The organism is Accumulibacter sp. (assembly GCF_029255145.1).
GTDB lineage: Bacteria > Pseudomonadota > Gammaproteobacteria > Burkholderiales > Rhodocyclaceae > Accumulibacter.
Genome location: NZ_JAPUVQ010000043.1, coordinates 1 through 13,870, shown reverse-complemented (window position 1 = coordinate 13,870; position 13,870 = coordinate 1). Strand labels below are relative to the sequence as shown.

The window sequence follows — 13,870 nt, the reverse complement described above, 5'->3', positions numbered from 1 at the left end:
TTAACAGCGTTATTTTAAGAACAGCCAGAGTCTCCCTCAATCTTCATCGCCCAAGTCTGCCAATCCTCGTGCGCCAACCTACGCCAACAGCCCCCTTGCGTGGGTTTGAAATGAGAACTGCTGTGGTTTTCCTATGTGTTTGTCGCTGGCTCGAAAATTGCTCAGCCGCTTCTGCCGGCGGGTTCCCCTTGCCATAGCCAAAACGGTCTATAAAGCCCCGCCAACAACTTAGGAGAGTTCAGATGAAGCGGCATCTACTTGGGTTTCTCGTATCGACGGCGTTTATGGTGCAAGCCGGTCCGGCATCGGCAAACCTGCTGACCAACGGTTCTCTCACGGGGCCGATTGCCAACGGTGGTGTACCTTCAGGCTGGGTGGTCGTGTCCCCCAGCCCCGATACGATGGACGAAAACAACAACGTCGGCGTTCCCTTGCCGGGGGCACCGTTCGCGATTACTCCTTCCGGGCCTTCGCCAGACGGCGGGACATGGGTAGGATTTGCCCGTGATGGCGGCTTCATCGAATCTTTCGGGCAGACCGTTGGCGGCCTTGTGATTGGGCAGAGCTACCAACTTTCCTGGTACGTCGGCAATTTCGGCACATCCTGCTGCGGCGTTTACGATGATCCGAATCGCGTCGAAGCCCTGCTGGACGGGGTGTCCGCCGGATTGGGGAGCACGATAGCGCTCGGCTCGGGCTGGACGTACGAATCCATCGCGATTGTCGCCACCGCAACCACCCAGCTTCTGTCCTTCCAGCTTGGCAACACCGACCGGTCATACTTCTCTCTCGATGGGATAGACTTGGTCGCTGCCCAGGCAGTGCCTGAACCAGCTACTCTTGCGTTGCTCACTCTTTGCCTGGCAGGGCTAGGTTTCACGCGTAAATTCAAAGCCTGAAAAGGGTGGCACTGGTCGCGCGCGCAACTCGTTCGCGAACCGCGGAAGATGTTGTTGCCGCAACGAAGGGCAGGGGGGTCAGGCGGTGCGGCCTTGGGGGCTCCCGCCCTTCAAATCCGGGCATCGATCGCTCTCGGCGCGACCAGTAAAATACGGTTCTCACGATATGACAGCAGCAGCACAACGAGCAGCGGGATCACTTGGGAAACCCCGGCGGCGCAAGGCATTGTGCCGGTTCGCGCCGCTTGGCGCAGTCCGTAGAAAGCCCATTTCAGAATCTTGGAACGGTGCCGGACAGCTCGCGCAACCGAACTCTTTGCGCTTTGTAATCAGGGCACAAACGCTCCACGTGACGCCAGAAAGCAGCGCTGTGGTTCATCTCGCGCAGATGCGCCACTTCGTGCGCCACCACGTAGTCGACCACTGCCAGGGGGAAATGGAGCAGCCGCCAGTTCAGGCGAATGCCGCTGCGTGGGCTGCAGCTTCCCCAGCGGGTGCGGGCCGACGACAGCGACAGCCGCGGCGGCGCGACCCCGAGTTGCGCCGCGTACTGGGCAAGACGCTCGTCGAAGAGTGTGCGAGCCTTGTCGCGCAGCGCCCGTTCCAGCAGCCGTGACGCGTCCGCTGGCGAGCGCAGGCAAAGGGTGAGCGTTGGCTGCTCGGTAAGCAGGTTCCAGACGCAGCGGCTGGCGCCTGACGCCAGACGGACCCGCAGCACTGTGCCAAGCAGCGGCAGTTCGACGCCGTCGCTTATCTGCAGCAGCTCGGGAGGGCGGCGGGTGGACCATTCGTCGAGTTTTTTTCCGATCCATTCGCCGTGTTCGACGAGCAGTGCCTCGACTTCGCGCAAGGTGGCGCGGGCTGGCGCGCCGACGCGCAGGCCGCGCTGATCGATCGACAGGCCGATGGTTCGACGCCTTGCGCGGCGCAAGACGTAGGCGACCGTGCGCTCGCCGATGGCGATGGTTCGCGACGTTTCGCCGGTCGCTGCTGGCCGATCGGCGGAACCGGCCTGCTCAAACAGCGGGGGCATCGGCGGGCGCCGCCGGGTAGCGGTGTGGCGAGAGGCGGCGCATTTCGCCCTCGATCCAGGCGGATGCCAGGGCGTTGATCCTGGCCGCCGACTTGTCGGCCGGGTCGATCGGCGGTCCGATACTGACGGTGATCATTCCGGGCAGGATGCGGAAGGCGTTTCGTCCCCAGATTTCGCCGGCGTCGTGCGCCACCGGCACCACCCGCGTGCCGGCGCGAACGGCCAGGTGCGCGCCACCCGGCTTGTAGCGACAGGTCTGACCGGGTGCGACGCGGGTTCCTTCGGGGAAGACCACCACCCAATAGCCGGCGGCAAGGCGCTCGCGCCCCTGCTCGAAGACCTGCTTGAGGGCATCCTTGGCAGCCGCACGATCGATCGAGATCATCTTCAGCGCGGCCAGCCCCCAGCCGAAAAAAGGCAGCCGCAGCAACTCCTTCTTGAGCACGAAGACCAGCGGCGGAAAGACCTCCTGCAGGCCGACCGTTTCCCACGCCGACTGGTGCTTGGCGAGCACCACCGACGGCTCGGCGGGGATGTTCTCGCGGCCGATCACCCGGTAGCGGATGCCGAGCACGGCATGGCAGAGGGCCATGAAGCCGGCTCGCCAGAGCGCGATGACCCGGTAGCGGACGCCGATCGGGAAGATCACCGCCAGCGAGACGAGGACCCCGAAAGGGATCGTCCACACACTGACCAGCAACAGGAACAGCGTCGAGCGAAGCGCGACCATCACGACTGCATGATGTGTTGGGCGGCGGCCGCGAGATCGGGGAAAACCAGCGTCCCCTTTGGCAGGCCGCCGGCCTCGACGGTCTGTGTTCCCTGGCCGGTGAGGACCAGCAGCGGCTGGGCGCCGACCGCGGCGGCGGCGAGCAGGTCGCGCAGCGTGTCGCCGACCGCCGGCACGCCCGCCAGGTCGACGTTGAAGCAGCTGGCGATGCGCTCGAACATGCCGGTCCTGGGCTTGCGGCACATGCAGTGCGCGTCGACCGGGTGTGGACAGTAGAAGATCGCGTCGATGCGCCCGCCGGCACCCTGCACCGCGCGGTGCATCTTGTCGTGGATGGCATTCAGCATGTCCATGTCGAACAGGCCGCGACCGACGCCGGACTGGTTGGTGGCGAGCACCACGCGGTAGCCGGCCTGATTGAGGCGGGCGATCGCGTCGAGGCTGCCGGGGATCGGCCGCCACTCGGCCGGCGACTTGATGAATTGCTTCGAGTCGTAGTTGATGACGCCGTCGCGGTCGAGGATGACGAGTTTCATACGGCCAGCTTTGCGATGTCGGCGACGGCGTTGAGCTGCCGCGACAGGACATTGAGGAGGCCCAGTCGATTGCCACGCAGCAGCGGTTCGGGGACGTTGACCATCACCTCCTCGAAGAAGCGGTCGACCTCGCCGCGCACCGACGCCAGGACCTGCAGCGCGGCGGCGTAGTCCTCGTTGGCGACGTGCGCGGTGACCAGCGGCGCGATCAGCAGCACCCGCTGGAACAGCGCCTTCTCGGCGTCCTCTTCGAGCAGCGCGATGTCGGGTTCGGGCAGGTCTGCTTCGGCCTTCTTCAGGATGTTGCCGATCCGCTTGTTGGCGGCGGCCAGCGCCAGCGCTTCGGGCAGCTTCTGGAACTCGGCCACCGCCGCCAGCCGGGCGGGAACCCGGTCGATGCGCGTCGGCTGCTGGGCGAGCACCGCCTCGATCACGTCGATCGAATGGCCGGCGTCTCTGAGCATCCCGCGCAGACGGTCGAGGATGAATACCAGCAAGGGCTGGTCGACCGCCGCCAGCTCGATTCCCTGCGCGTTCAGGGCGTTCCTGGCGTCGCCGATCAACTCGGCCAGGTCGAGCGGCAGCGGCGTTTCCATCAGGATCCGCAGCACCCCCAGCGCCGCCCGGCGCAGGCCGAAGGGGTCCCGGTCACCGGTCGGCAGTTGTCCGATCCCGAAGAAGCCGACCAGCGCGTCGAGCTTGTCGGCCAGCGCGGCGGCACAGGCGATGTTTCCCTGCGGCAGCGCGTCGCCGGCAAAGCGCGGGCGGTAGTGCTGCTCGACGGCGTCGGCAAGCTCGGAGGGGTTGCCTTCGTGCAGCAGGTAGTAGCGGCCCATGATCCCCTGCAATTCGGGGAACTCGCCGACCATGTCGGTCAGCAGGTCGACCTTGGCCAGCAGCCCGACGTCTTCGGCCAGCTTTCCGTCGGCGCCGAGCATCTCGGCGATGCCGCGCGCGATGCGGCCCAGCCGTTGCGCCCGGTCGCCCAGCGACCCCAGCTTATTGTGGTAGACCACCGCGCTGAGGCGCAGGGCACGGCTGGCGAAGCCGTTCTTGCGGTCCTGGTTGTAGAAGAAGCGGGCGTCGGACAGGCGCGGGCGAACGACGCGTTCGTTGCCGCGGATGATCTGGCCCGGATCGTCGACCTGCATGTTGGCGACGATCAGGAACTTGTTCAACAGCTTGCCGCCGGCGTCGAGCAGCGGGAAGTACTTCTGGTTCTGCTGCATGGTCAGGATCAGGCACTCCTGCGGCACTTCGAGGTATTCGGCCTCGAACTCGCCGGTATAGACCGCCGGCCATTCGACCAGCGCGGTGACTTCGTCGAGCAGGCCGTCGGCCGGGTTGATGCGCGCCCCGAGCTGGCCGGCGGCGGCATCGAGCTGCGCGGCGATCGTCGCCCGTCTTGCCGCGAACGAAGCGATGACCTTCGCCGCGGCCAGTTTTTCAGCGTATTCGGCGGGCCTGCCGACGACTATTTCAGCCGCCGACAGGAAGCGATGGCCGCGGGTGATCCGGCCGCTGCGCAGGCCCAGCACTTCGCCGGGGACGACCCGCTCGCCGTGCAGCAGGATCAGGCCATGCACCGGGCGGACGAACTGGTGTTCCGAATCGCCCCAGCGCATCACCTTCGGGATCGGCAGCTTCCTGAGCGCCTGCGCGACGATTTCGGCCAGATGGACGTCGAGTTCCTCGCCCGCCTGCTGGCGGCGGGCGACGAAGTACTCGCCCTTGCCGTCGGCGACCCGCTGCAGTTGTTCGATGCTCACCGCCGCCGAGCGCATGAAGCCCTGCAGCGCGCTGGTCGGATTGCCGCTGGCGTCGAGCGCGCCGGCGACCGCCGGTCCCTTGCGCTCCAGCACGCGGTCGGGCTGTCGGCCGGCGACGCCAGTAATCGTCAGCGCCAGCCGGCGCGGCGTCGCGTACGGTGTGCAGACGCTGTCTCCGGCGGTGAACTGCTGCGCCTTGAGGGCGCTGAAAACGGCGTCGGCGAAGGATTCGGAGAGCAGCCAGAGTGATTTCGGCGGCAGCTCTTCGGTGCGCAGCTCGATCAGGACGGTGTCGTTCATGTCATTGCCCCACGCGGCCGGCGCTGGCCTTGCACATCGGGAAACCGAGGGCCTGGCGGGAATCGTGATACGCCTGCGCGACTTCGCGCGCCAGGGCACGGACGCGGCCAATATAGGCGGCCCGTTCGGTGACCGAGATGGCGCCGCGCGCGTCCAGCAGATTGAAGGTATGCGAACACTTCATCACCATTTCGTAGCCCGGCAGCGCCAGGCCGGCGGCGATCAGGCGCCGGGCTTCGGATTCGTGCTCGCCAAAGTGGCGGAACAGCAGCTCGACGTTGGCCTGCTCGAAGTTGTACGTCGACTGTTCGACCTCGTTCTGGTGAAAGACGTCGCCGTAGGTCACGCGGTAGCCCGCTCCTTCTGCCCAGACCAGGTCGAAGACGTTCTCCACGCCTTGCAGGTACATCGCCAGCCGTTCGAGGCCGTAGGTGATTTCGCCGAGCACCGGCCGGCAGGGCAGCGACCCGACCTCCTGGAAATAGGTGAACTGGGTCACCTCCATGCCGTCCAGCCACACCTCCCAGCCGAGCCCCCAGGCGCCCAGCGTCGGGCTTTCCCAGTCGTCCTCGACGAAGCGGATGTCGTGCCGCGCGGTATCGATGCCGAGTGCGCGCAGCGAATCGAGATAGAGGTCCTGGATGTTGGCCGGCGAGGGCTTGAGCACCACCTGGTACTGGTAGTAGTGCTGCAGGCGGTTCGGGTTGTCGCCGTAGCGGCCATCCTTGGGGCGGCGCGACGGCTGCACGTAGGCGGCGTTCCACGGTTCCGGGCCGATCGCCCGCAGGAAGGTCGCGGTGTGGAAGGTGCCGGCGCCGACTTCGATGTCATAGGGCTGCAGCAGCGCACAGCCCTGCTTGTCCCAGAACTCCTGGAGACGCAGGATGACTTCCTGAAAGGTGGGCATGGGAGAGTTTCGGATCGCAGCAAAAGACGCGATTTTACTTGGTTTCTGGTCCGACAAGAACCGACTTCAAGCGGCTTGACGGCTTCGTCCGACGCCGGTTGGCGTGCTACCGCGGCCGGCGCGGCCAGCGTCTGCGCAGCACGGCAATCAGCAGCAGCGCGCCAGCGACCACCGGCCAGTTGCCCCAGCGCACATACGGCGTCGCGCCGGTGTGGCCCCGGACGTCGTCGACCAGCGCACCGCGGGTGAATGGCGGCAGGACCGAGCGCACGCGACCGTCGACGTCGACGATCGCGGTCATCCCGGTATTGGTCGCGCGCAGCATCACGCGGCCGGTTTCCAGCGCGCGCATCTGGGCAATCTGCAGGTGCTGCGCCGGCGCCAGCGAGTCGCCGAACCAGGCGACGTTGGAGATATTGACCAGCAGCGTCGCGGCCGGCAGCGCGGTGATGATCTCCTCGCCGAAAGAGTCCTCGTAGCAGATGTTCACCGCCACCCGCTGGCCGTGCAGTTCGAGTGGCGGCTGGTGCGGCGAGCCGGCGGTGAAGTCGGACATCGGGATGTTGGCCATCGCCATGAACCAGGCAAAGCCGGGCGGCACGAACTCGCCAAAGGGAACCAGGTGCCGCTTGCGATAGCGCTGCTGCTCCGACGCGCCGAGCGTCACCGCCGCATTGAAGTACTGCCGGCCCTCGGCGACGGCGATGCCGAGCAGCAACTCGCCGTCCTGCCGCCGCGCCAGCTTCCGCAATTCGTCGAGGTAGTCGGCGGGGATCTGGTCGAGAAACGCCGGCAGCGCCGTTTCGGGAAGGACGGTCAGTTGCGCGGGGTTTTCCTGCGCCAGCCGGTAATAGGTGCGCAGCGAATCGACGAAGCGCTCGGGCCGCCACTTGATCTCCTGCGGCACGTTGCCCTGCAGCAGCGCGACGCGCAGCGGCTCGCCGGTGACCTGCGTCCAGCGCCGCTCGCCGAGCAGTGCGCCGCCAGCCAGCAGCAGCGCGAGCGCCAGCAGCGGCGCCGCCGGCAGCCGGCGCCGCCGGCCGGCCGCGCCTTGCGCTGCCGGCTCGCGCCATTGCCGGGCGCCGGCGAAGATCAGCGCGCCGGTGAGCGCCGACGCCAGCGACACGCCATAGACGCCGAACAGCGGCGCGTAGCCCGCGAGAGGGCTCGGCGGCACTTGCGAATAGCCGGCGGCGAGCCACGGGAAGCCGGTGAACATCCAGGAACGCGCCCACTCGGCGAGCACCCACAGGCTGGCGAAGAGCAGCGTCCGCGGCAGCCAGCCGGCGGCCGCCAGACGAACGAAGAGCGCGCCGGCGAGCGCCGGGAAGATGGTCAGCACGACGCAGAACAGGACCGTCGCCAGCGCCGCCAGCCACGCCGGCATGCCACCGAAGACGCTCAGGCTGACGTAGACCCACGACACGCCGGCCAGGAACAGTCCGAAGGCGAAGGCGGCGCCGAGCAGCGCGCCATGGCGCGCACGCCGCTCGCCGTCGGCCTCGGCGCCGAGCAGCGCGTACAGTCCGCCGAGGGTCAGCCAGTTGACCGGAAACCAGCCGAAGGGCGCGAAAGCGAAAACCCCCGCGGCGCCGAGCAGCAGCGCGCCGCTTACCCGCCAGCGCAGGGAGCTATTGCGGATCGCCGGCATCCGGCGGCCCGGCGACGAGCAGCGTGTAGATCCGCCGGCCGTCGGCGCGCAGGACCTGGAAGTCGGTACCGTCGATGGCGATCGTTTCGTTGAACAGCGGCACCCGGCCGATTTCGCGCAGGATCAGGCCGCCGACGGTGGCGCACCGGTCGTCGCTGAAGCGCGTCCCGAACGCCGCATTGAAGTCGGCGACGGCGGTCTGCGCCTTGACCCGGTAAAGGCCGCTGGGATCGAGCTCGATGTTGCCGCCGGCCTCGTCGAAATCGTATTCATCCTCGATCTCGCCGACGATCTGTTCGAGCACGTCCTCGATGGTGATCAGACCGGCGATGCCGGCGTATTCGTCGATGACCATCGCCATGTGATTGCGCGAGACGCGAAACTCGCGCAGCAAGCCGTCGAGGCGCTTGAATTCGGGAATGAACACCGCCGGCCGCACCCAGTCGCGGAGCGTGAAAGCGTCGTCGCGGTGCACCCGCAGCAGGTCCTTCGCCAGCAGGATGCCGAGAATGGTGTCGCGGTTGCCGTCGATCACCGGAAAGCGCGAGTGCGCCGTCCGGTTCACCTGCGCGATGACCGTGTCGAATGAATCCCTGACGTCGATCACCTCCATCAGCGGGCGTGGCACCATCACTTCATGGGCGGTGATCTGCGAGGCGGCGAGCGCGCCCTCGATGATGCTCAGGGTGTCGGCGTCGAGCAGCTTGCGCTGGTGCGCCGATTGCAGCAGCGCCATCAATTGCGCACGGTCTTCGGGCTCGCGCACCAGCAGCGAAGACAGACGTTCGAGAAAACCGGCGGTGGCGCCGGTCTTGCCGGGGGGAGGGGTAGTGGTGGCCATCGTTGACTTCGAGGGTTGAGGCGTCAGCGGCGACGGGGGCGTGCCACGCGGACAGCTGGCGCCGCTGACGTTTCAGTCCTCCGTCGACGCTTCAGTCGGCAGTCGACCTTTCAGTCAATCGACATCGCGGTACGGGTCGGGGTAGCCGAGAGCCGCCAGGATGCGGCGTTCGAGGCCCTCCATCTCGCTGGCCTGCTGCTCGCCGGCGTCGTGGTCGTAGGCCTGCAGGTGCAGCACGCCATGGACGACCAGGTGCGCGCAATGCGCTTCGAGCGACTTGTCCTGCGCGGCGGCCTCGCGCGCCAGCACCGGCGCGCACAGCACCAGGTCACCGCAGAGCAGCGGTTCCAGGGCGTAGGGGAAAGACAGGACGTTGGTCGCGTCGTCCTGGCTGCGGTACTCGCGGTTCAGTCGCCGGCCCTCGCGCTGGCCGACGAAGCGCACGGTGATCCGGCCGGCGCGCTCGCCGTTGGCGTTGGCGGCGGCGTGCACCCAGGCGCGGATCAGCGCCTTGCGCGGGAGGTCGCGGCGTTTGCCGGCGTACTGCACGCCGACCTCGAGCCGCTCAGTTTTTTTCGGCATGCGGTCTGCTCCCTGCTTTGGCGTCGCGCGCTTCGAGCGCCGCGGTATGCGCTTCGTAGGCCGAGACGATGCGCGCCACCAGCGGGTGGCGGACGACGTCTTCCTTGAGGAACTCGGTGAAGGCGATCCCGCGCACGTCCTTGAGGATCACCCGCGCCTCGATCAGGCCGCTCTTCTGGCCGCGCTGCAGGTCGATCTGGGTGACGTCGCCGGTGACCACCGCCTTGGCGCCGATGCCGATCCGGGTCAGGAACATCTTCATCTGCTCGGGCGTCGTGTTCTGCGCCTCGTCGAGGATGATGAAGGCGTGGTTCAGGGTGCGGCCGCGCATGTACGCCAGCGGCGCAATCTCGATCGAGCCGCGCTCGAACATCTTGCCGACGCGCTCGAAGCCCATCAGGTCGTAGAGCGCATCGTAGAGCGGCCGCAGGTAGGGATCGACCTTCTGCGCCAGGTCGCCCGGCAGGAAGCCCAGGCGCTCGCCGGCCTCGACCGCCGGGCGGGTGAGGACGATGCGCTGCACCAGTTCGCGCTCGAAGGCGTCGACCGCCGAAGCGACCGCCAGGTAGGTCTTGCCGGTGCCGGCCGGGCCGGTGCCGAAGGTGATGTCGTGTTCCTGGATGTGCTTGAGGTATTCGATCTGGCGCGGCGTGCGGCCGTGCAGTTCGGTCTTGCGGGTCATCAGCGCCGGCGAGACGCCGGCCCCGGACGAGACGTTGCGTACCGGCCGGTTGAGGATTTCGATCAGCCCGAGCTGGATTTCGTCGACCGACAGCGCGTCCTTGGCCTGCGCGTAGAAGCGCTGCAGCGCCTCTGACGCGCGGGTGGTCTGCGCGAGCTCGCCGCGCAGCGTGAACCGTTCGCCACGGCGGGCGATCGAGACGTCGAGCGCGGTCTCGATCTGGCGCAGGTTTTCGTCGAGCGCTCCGCACAGGTTGGCCAGGTGCTTGTTGTTGACCGGCGACAGCAGCAACTCGATGGCCCGGCTCTTGGGCGCAAGGGTCTTCCCGTTCATGCCGCCTCGCCGACCAGTTCGCCGCGCAGCGAATGCGGCATCGCCGAGCTGATCCGCACGTCGACGAAACGATTGAGCCAGGGCGCGGGGTCGCTCGCCCCGACGGCGAAGTTGACCACCCGGTTGTTGTCGGTGCGTCCGGCCAGCTCGCTCTGGTTCTTCCGCGAAACGCCCTCGACCAGCACCCGCTGGACGCTGCCGACCATCGCTGCCGATACCGCCTGCGCCAGTTCGTCGATGCGCCGCTGCAGGCGCTGCAGGCGTTCGAGCTTGACCGCCGCCGGCGTCTCGTCGGCGAGGTCGGCGGCCGGGGTGCCGGGACGCGCACTGTAGATGAACGAGAACGACGCGTCGAAGCCGAGGTCGTCGATCAGCTTCATCGTCTTCTCGAAGTCGTCGGCGGTCTCGCCCGGAAAACCGACGATGAAGTCCGACGACAGCGACAGGCCGGGGCGCGCCGCGCGCAGCCGGCGCACCAGGCTCTTGTATTCGAGCGCCGTATAGCCGCGTTTCATCGCCGCCAGCACACGGTCGGAGCCCGACTGCACCGGCAGGTGCAGGTGCGAGACCAGCTTGGGAACGCTGGCATAGACGTCGATCAGCCGCTGCGTCACCTCGCGTGGATGCGAGGTGGTGTAGCGGATCCGCTCGATGCCCGGGATCTCGGCGATGTATTCGATCAGCAGCGCCAGGTCGGCGGTTTCGTCGCCCGGCAGCGCCTGCCCCTTGCCGCTCATCGCACCACGGTAGGCGTTGACGTTCTGGCCGAGCAGGGTCACTTCGCCGACGCCCTGCGCGGCCAGCCCGGCGACTTCGGTCAGCACGTCGTCGAAGGGGCGCGAGACTTCTTCACCACGGGTGTAGGGGACGATGCAGAACGAGCAGAACTTGCTGCAGCCCTCCATGATCGAGACGAAGGCCGCCGCGCCGTCGACGCTCGCCGGCGGCAGATTGTCGAACTTTTCGATCTCCGGGAAAGAAATGTCGACCTGCGGCTTGCCCAGGCGACGGTGATCGGCGATCAGCTGCGGCAGGCGGTGCAGCGTCTGCGGCCCGAAAACGACGTCCACATAAGGCGCACGGGCGACGATCGCCGCGCCCTCCTGGCTCGCCACGCAACCACCGACGCCGATCACCAGGTCGGGTCTGGCGCGCTTCAGCAGCCGCACCCGGCCGAGGTCGTGAAAGACGCGCTCCTGCGCGTTCTCGCGCACCGAGCAGGTGTTGAACAGGATGATGTCGGCGTCGGCGGCGGTGTCGGTCTTGACGATGTCTTCGGAGGCGGCGAGCACGTCGGCCATCTTGTCCGAATCGTACTCGTTCATCTGGCACCCGAAAGTGCGGATGAACAGTTTTTTGGCCATGTTTTGCGTGTTGGGTTTAGCGTGGGCGAGGCGCCGAGGCTTCGCTCGACGTCAGCATCCAGACGCGATTGATCGCGCCCGAAGCGTTGGGGAGATAAAGGACTTCCACCGGACCCTGGATCTGCATCGGCACCACGATCAGGTTTTGCCGGCTGCGGATTTGCGCCGTTGGCGCCAGCGGCCAGCGCTGGTCGTCGATCACGACAAAGCCGTCGCCGGCAGGTGGCAGCATGACCCCCTGCCTGGCTTCCGCCGGCAGCAGGCGGACCATTGCCGTTGGTTCGTTCAGCAGCTGCGGGTCCGGCGCCGGCTCCATCGCCGACTGGGCAATGCTGCTGAGGATCGAGTACAGGAGGGTGACCGGGATGTCCATCGGTGCATTATAGCCACGCTGGCGTGCCGTTGTCAGCTCAACTTGCGGCCAGCGGGAGCTTGGTCAGGCCGGCGCGGCAGCGTTATCCACCGTGTAAATGCCGAAGCGGCTGCGGCCGGCAGGCGCGCCGTGCCGGGCGGGCAGCCGGCTTGAACATTGTCCCGCCGCAGCGGCGCACCAGCGGCGAGGGCGGTCGGCGAGATTGCTGGTAAGCCCACAGCGCAGCAGGCGGGCGTTGTGGAGAAGCGCAAAAGCGTCGTAGAATGGCGGCCTTCGCGGGCGTCGTATAATGGCAATACCCTAGCTTCCCAAGCTAGAGCCGAGGGTTCGATTCCCTTCGCCCGCTCCAACTCCCGCCTGTCCCGCCGCTTTCGCCTGTCCGGGCTGCCCGGCCCATCCGGCCCATCCAGCCCCTCTCGCCGGCTTCGGCGAAATCGATCCGCAGTTCGCGCGCTGCCGGACAAGACCGTCGCCGCGCGCTTCCCGATGCGCTTCCTGCTGGCTCGGCTGCCCGCTCGACGAACTGTACGAGCGAGGTCGTTTGCTCAATCGGCAAGGCTTTACGCTCTTTGCGCCAGCCTTTTGTTCGCTGGCATCGGCGACCGGAACTCAGCGGCGAAGCTTTTTGCCCGAGCAGCGCAGCCACGAAGTGTCCCGGCAAGGCTTTGAACTTCGCGCGCCAGCAAGAAAGCCTTGCCCGCAAGCCTTTGTGCTCGACGCGCAAGGCAGCGAGGCTTGCACTGCGAAGCTTTGATCGTTGCGCGCGAAGTTCAGAACCTCGCGCGCAAGGTCGGGAAGCTTGCGCTTGACTCTTTTTTTCATCCGGATCGAGCCTCGAAGCCTTGCGCGCAAGGCTTCGAGGCTTGCACACCAAGGCTTTCATGCTGGCGGCCAAGGATCACCAGCTTGCTGTCGAAGATCGGAACCTTGCGCCCGCAGCTCCGATCCTTGTGCGCCGAGTGCGGAGGCTTGCGCAGCGCTCAGGCAGCGGCGACCGGGGTCGGCTTCGGTTTGCGGCTGTACCGACCGGCCATCGCCTCCTTCACGGCATCGAGCCCGGCGCCCTTGCCGAAGACCCTGGCCAGCGCGTAACCCTCGAGCGCGGCGCTCAGGATGTCGCTGCCGAGCGCCATTTCGGTGTCGTCGGCCCTGGCAACCAGCTGCCGCAGGCTGGTCAGGTGCGGGCGCAGGAGATCGAGGTTATGCAGATCGCGTTCGGCTTCGGCGAGGTCCAGTTCGGGCGGGATGAGCTGCTTGTTCTGCGCCAGGACGATCAGCGTCTGCCGGCAAAAAGCCTCCGACTTGTCGCCCATCTTGGTCAGGCGGCGCCGCTGGTCAACCGAGAGTTCGATCAGGCCACCGCGTTTCTCTTGCAGCGTGGCGATCGCGGCGGCAATCGCTGCCAGGTCGTCGGGGGTGACATTCAGCGATATCGGGTTCTGGCTCATGAGCATTTTCTCCTTGAAAAAAAAAGAAAACAAATGGCGCGCCGGCAGTATTTCGCTGTCGGAAAGGGCTGGTCAACAGGCCGTTGCGTGGAAAGGCGGCGAGTCCTTGCGGTCGTAAAGCTTGGCCCTGCCGAGGCCGGCTATGGTCGCTCGCCGACCAGTTGCCACGCCGCTCTCGCAGGGGAGAGAGAGCGCGGCGACAAAGGCGGTGATAGACCAGCCGGTGGCCGCGGAGCGTCGGGTCGGGTAGACCCTGCTGCGCTTCGGCGCATCACGCGGGAGCGAGCATCCTGAAAGTGGGTTTAGGTCGTTTTGTGTGGAACGGGCAATAAAGGGGCGAAGGGCGAGGCGGGCAAATGAGTGAGCTTTCCGGCGATGAGGTAGGCCATGGCGATGAAGTTTTCGACGCGGCGATAGCCGCG

The 13,870-nt window shown here is 66.8% G+C and carries 13 protein-coding genes and 1 tRNA gene; 2 read left to right on the top strand and 12 right to left on the bottom strand.

All coding sequences use genetic code 11. From position 1 onward, the window contains the following. The first annotated feature begins 242 nt into the window (after nt 1–242). Nucleotides 243–899: a PEP-CTERM sorting domain-containing protein gene (locus tag Q1L50_RS04750; protein WP_300336293.1), complete on the top strand. Its 657-nt coding sequence runs from the start codon at nt 243–245 to the stop codon at nt 897–899. 271 nt (nt 900–1,170) lie between these two features. Here Q1L50_RS04750 and Q1L50_RS04745 read toward each other — a convergent pair whose 3' ends face one another. The 11 genes from Q1L50_RS04745 to Q1L50_RS04695 all read right to left on the bottom strand — a co-directional run bounded on the left by Q1L50_RS04745 (nt 1,171) and on the right by Q1L50_RS04695 (nt 12,000). After that, a complete protein-coding gene (locus Q1L50_RS04745) occupies nt 1,171–1,932 on the bottom strand; it encodes a SprT family zinc-dependent metalloprotease (RefSeq protein ID WP_300336291.1) in 762 nt (253 codons plus the stop codon). Further along, entirely contained in the window at nt 1,916–2,662 is a 747-nt protein-coding gene (locus tag Q1L50_RS04740; protein WP_300336290.1) for a lysophospholipid acyltransferase family protein, read from the bottom strand. Before Q1L50_RS04740 ends, Q1L50_RS04745 begins: the two co-directional genes overlap by 17 nt. Next, entirely contained in the window at nt 2,662–3,198 is a 537-nt protein-coding gene (gene gmhB, locus Q1L50_RS04735; protein WP_300336289.1) for a D-glycero-beta-D-manno-heptose 1,7-bisphosphate 7-phosphatase, read from the bottom strand. Before gmhB ends, Q1L50_RS04740 begins: the two co-directional genes overlap by 1 nt. Further along, nucleotides 3,195–5,267, bottom strand: a complete 2,073-nt coding sequence (gene glyS, locus Q1L50_RS04730; protein WP_300336288.1) for a glycine--tRNA ligase subunit beta — start codon at nt 5,265–5,267, stop codon at nt 3,195–3,197. Before glyS ends, gmhB begins: the two co-directional genes overlap by 4 nt. Before the next feature lies 1 nt (nt 5,268). Then, nucleotides 5,269–6,174: a glycine--tRNA ligase subunit alpha gene (gene glyQ, locus Q1L50_RS04725; protein ID WP_300336287.1), complete on the bottom strand. Its 906-nt coding sequence runs from the start codon at nt 6,172–6,174 to the stop codon at nt 5,269–5,271. Nucleotides 6,175–6,280: 106 nt separating this feature from the next. Then, a complete protein-coding gene (lnt, locus tag Q1L50_RS04720; RefSeq protein WP_300336285.1) occupies nt 6,281–7,825 on the bottom strand; it encodes an apolipoprotein N-acyltransferase in 1,545 nt (514 codons plus the stop codon). Continuing rightward, complete coding sequence (locus Q1L50_RS04715; protein WP_300336284.1) at nt 7,806–8,666, bottom strand: transporter associated domain-containing protein; 861 nt, start codon at nt 8,664–8,666, stop codon at nt 7,806–7,808. The genes lnt and Q1L50_RS04715 overlap by 20 nt, the downstream gene beginning before the upstream one ends. A 114-nt stretch (nt 8,667–8,780) precedes the next feature. Further along, a complete protein-coding gene (gene ybeY, locus Q1L50_RS04710; protein WP_300336282.1) occupies nt 8,781–9,248 on the bottom strand; it encodes an rRNA maturation RNase YbeY in 468 nt (155 codons plus the stop codon). Continuing rightward, a complete protein-coding gene (locus tag Q1L50_RS04705) occupies nt 9,232–10,263 on the bottom strand; it encodes a PhoH family protein (protein ID WP_300336280.1) in 1,032 nt (343 codons plus the stop codon). Before Q1L50_RS04705 ends, ybeY begins: the two co-directional genes overlap by 17 nt. Then, nucleotides 10,260–11,627, bottom strand: a complete 1,368-nt coding sequence (gene miaB, locus Q1L50_RS04700) for a tRNA (N6-isopentenyl adenosine(37)-C2)-methylthiotransferase MiaB (protein ID WP_300336278.1) — start codon at nt 11,625–11,627, stop codon at nt 10,260–10,262. The genes Q1L50_RS04705 and miaB overlap by 4 nt, the downstream gene beginning before the upstream one ends. Before the next feature lie 16 nt (nt 11,628–11,643). After that, nucleotides 11,644–12,000 carry a hypothetical protein gene (locus Q1L50_RS04695; RefSeq protein WP_300336277.1) on the bottom strand — a complete coding sequence of 119 codons (357 nt, stop codon included), beginning with the start codon at nt 11,998–12,000 and terminating at the stop codon, nt 11,644–11,646. A gap of 275 nt (nt 12,001–12,275) precedes the next feature. On the opposite strand from Q1L50_RS04695, the gene Q1L50_RS04690 reads away from it, so the two are divergent. Then, nucleotides 12,276–12,349 (top strand) — tRNA-Gly (locus Q1L50_RS04690). Between the two features lie 631 nt (nt 12,350–12,980). Here Q1L50_RS04690 and Q1L50_RS04685 read toward each other — a convergent pair. Further along, a complete protein-coding gene (locus Q1L50_RS04685; protein ID WP_300336276.1) occupies nt 12,981–13,448 on the bottom strand; it encodes a hypothetical protein in 468 nt (155 codons plus the stop codon). Nucleotides 13,449–13,870 lie beyond the last annotated feature (422 nt).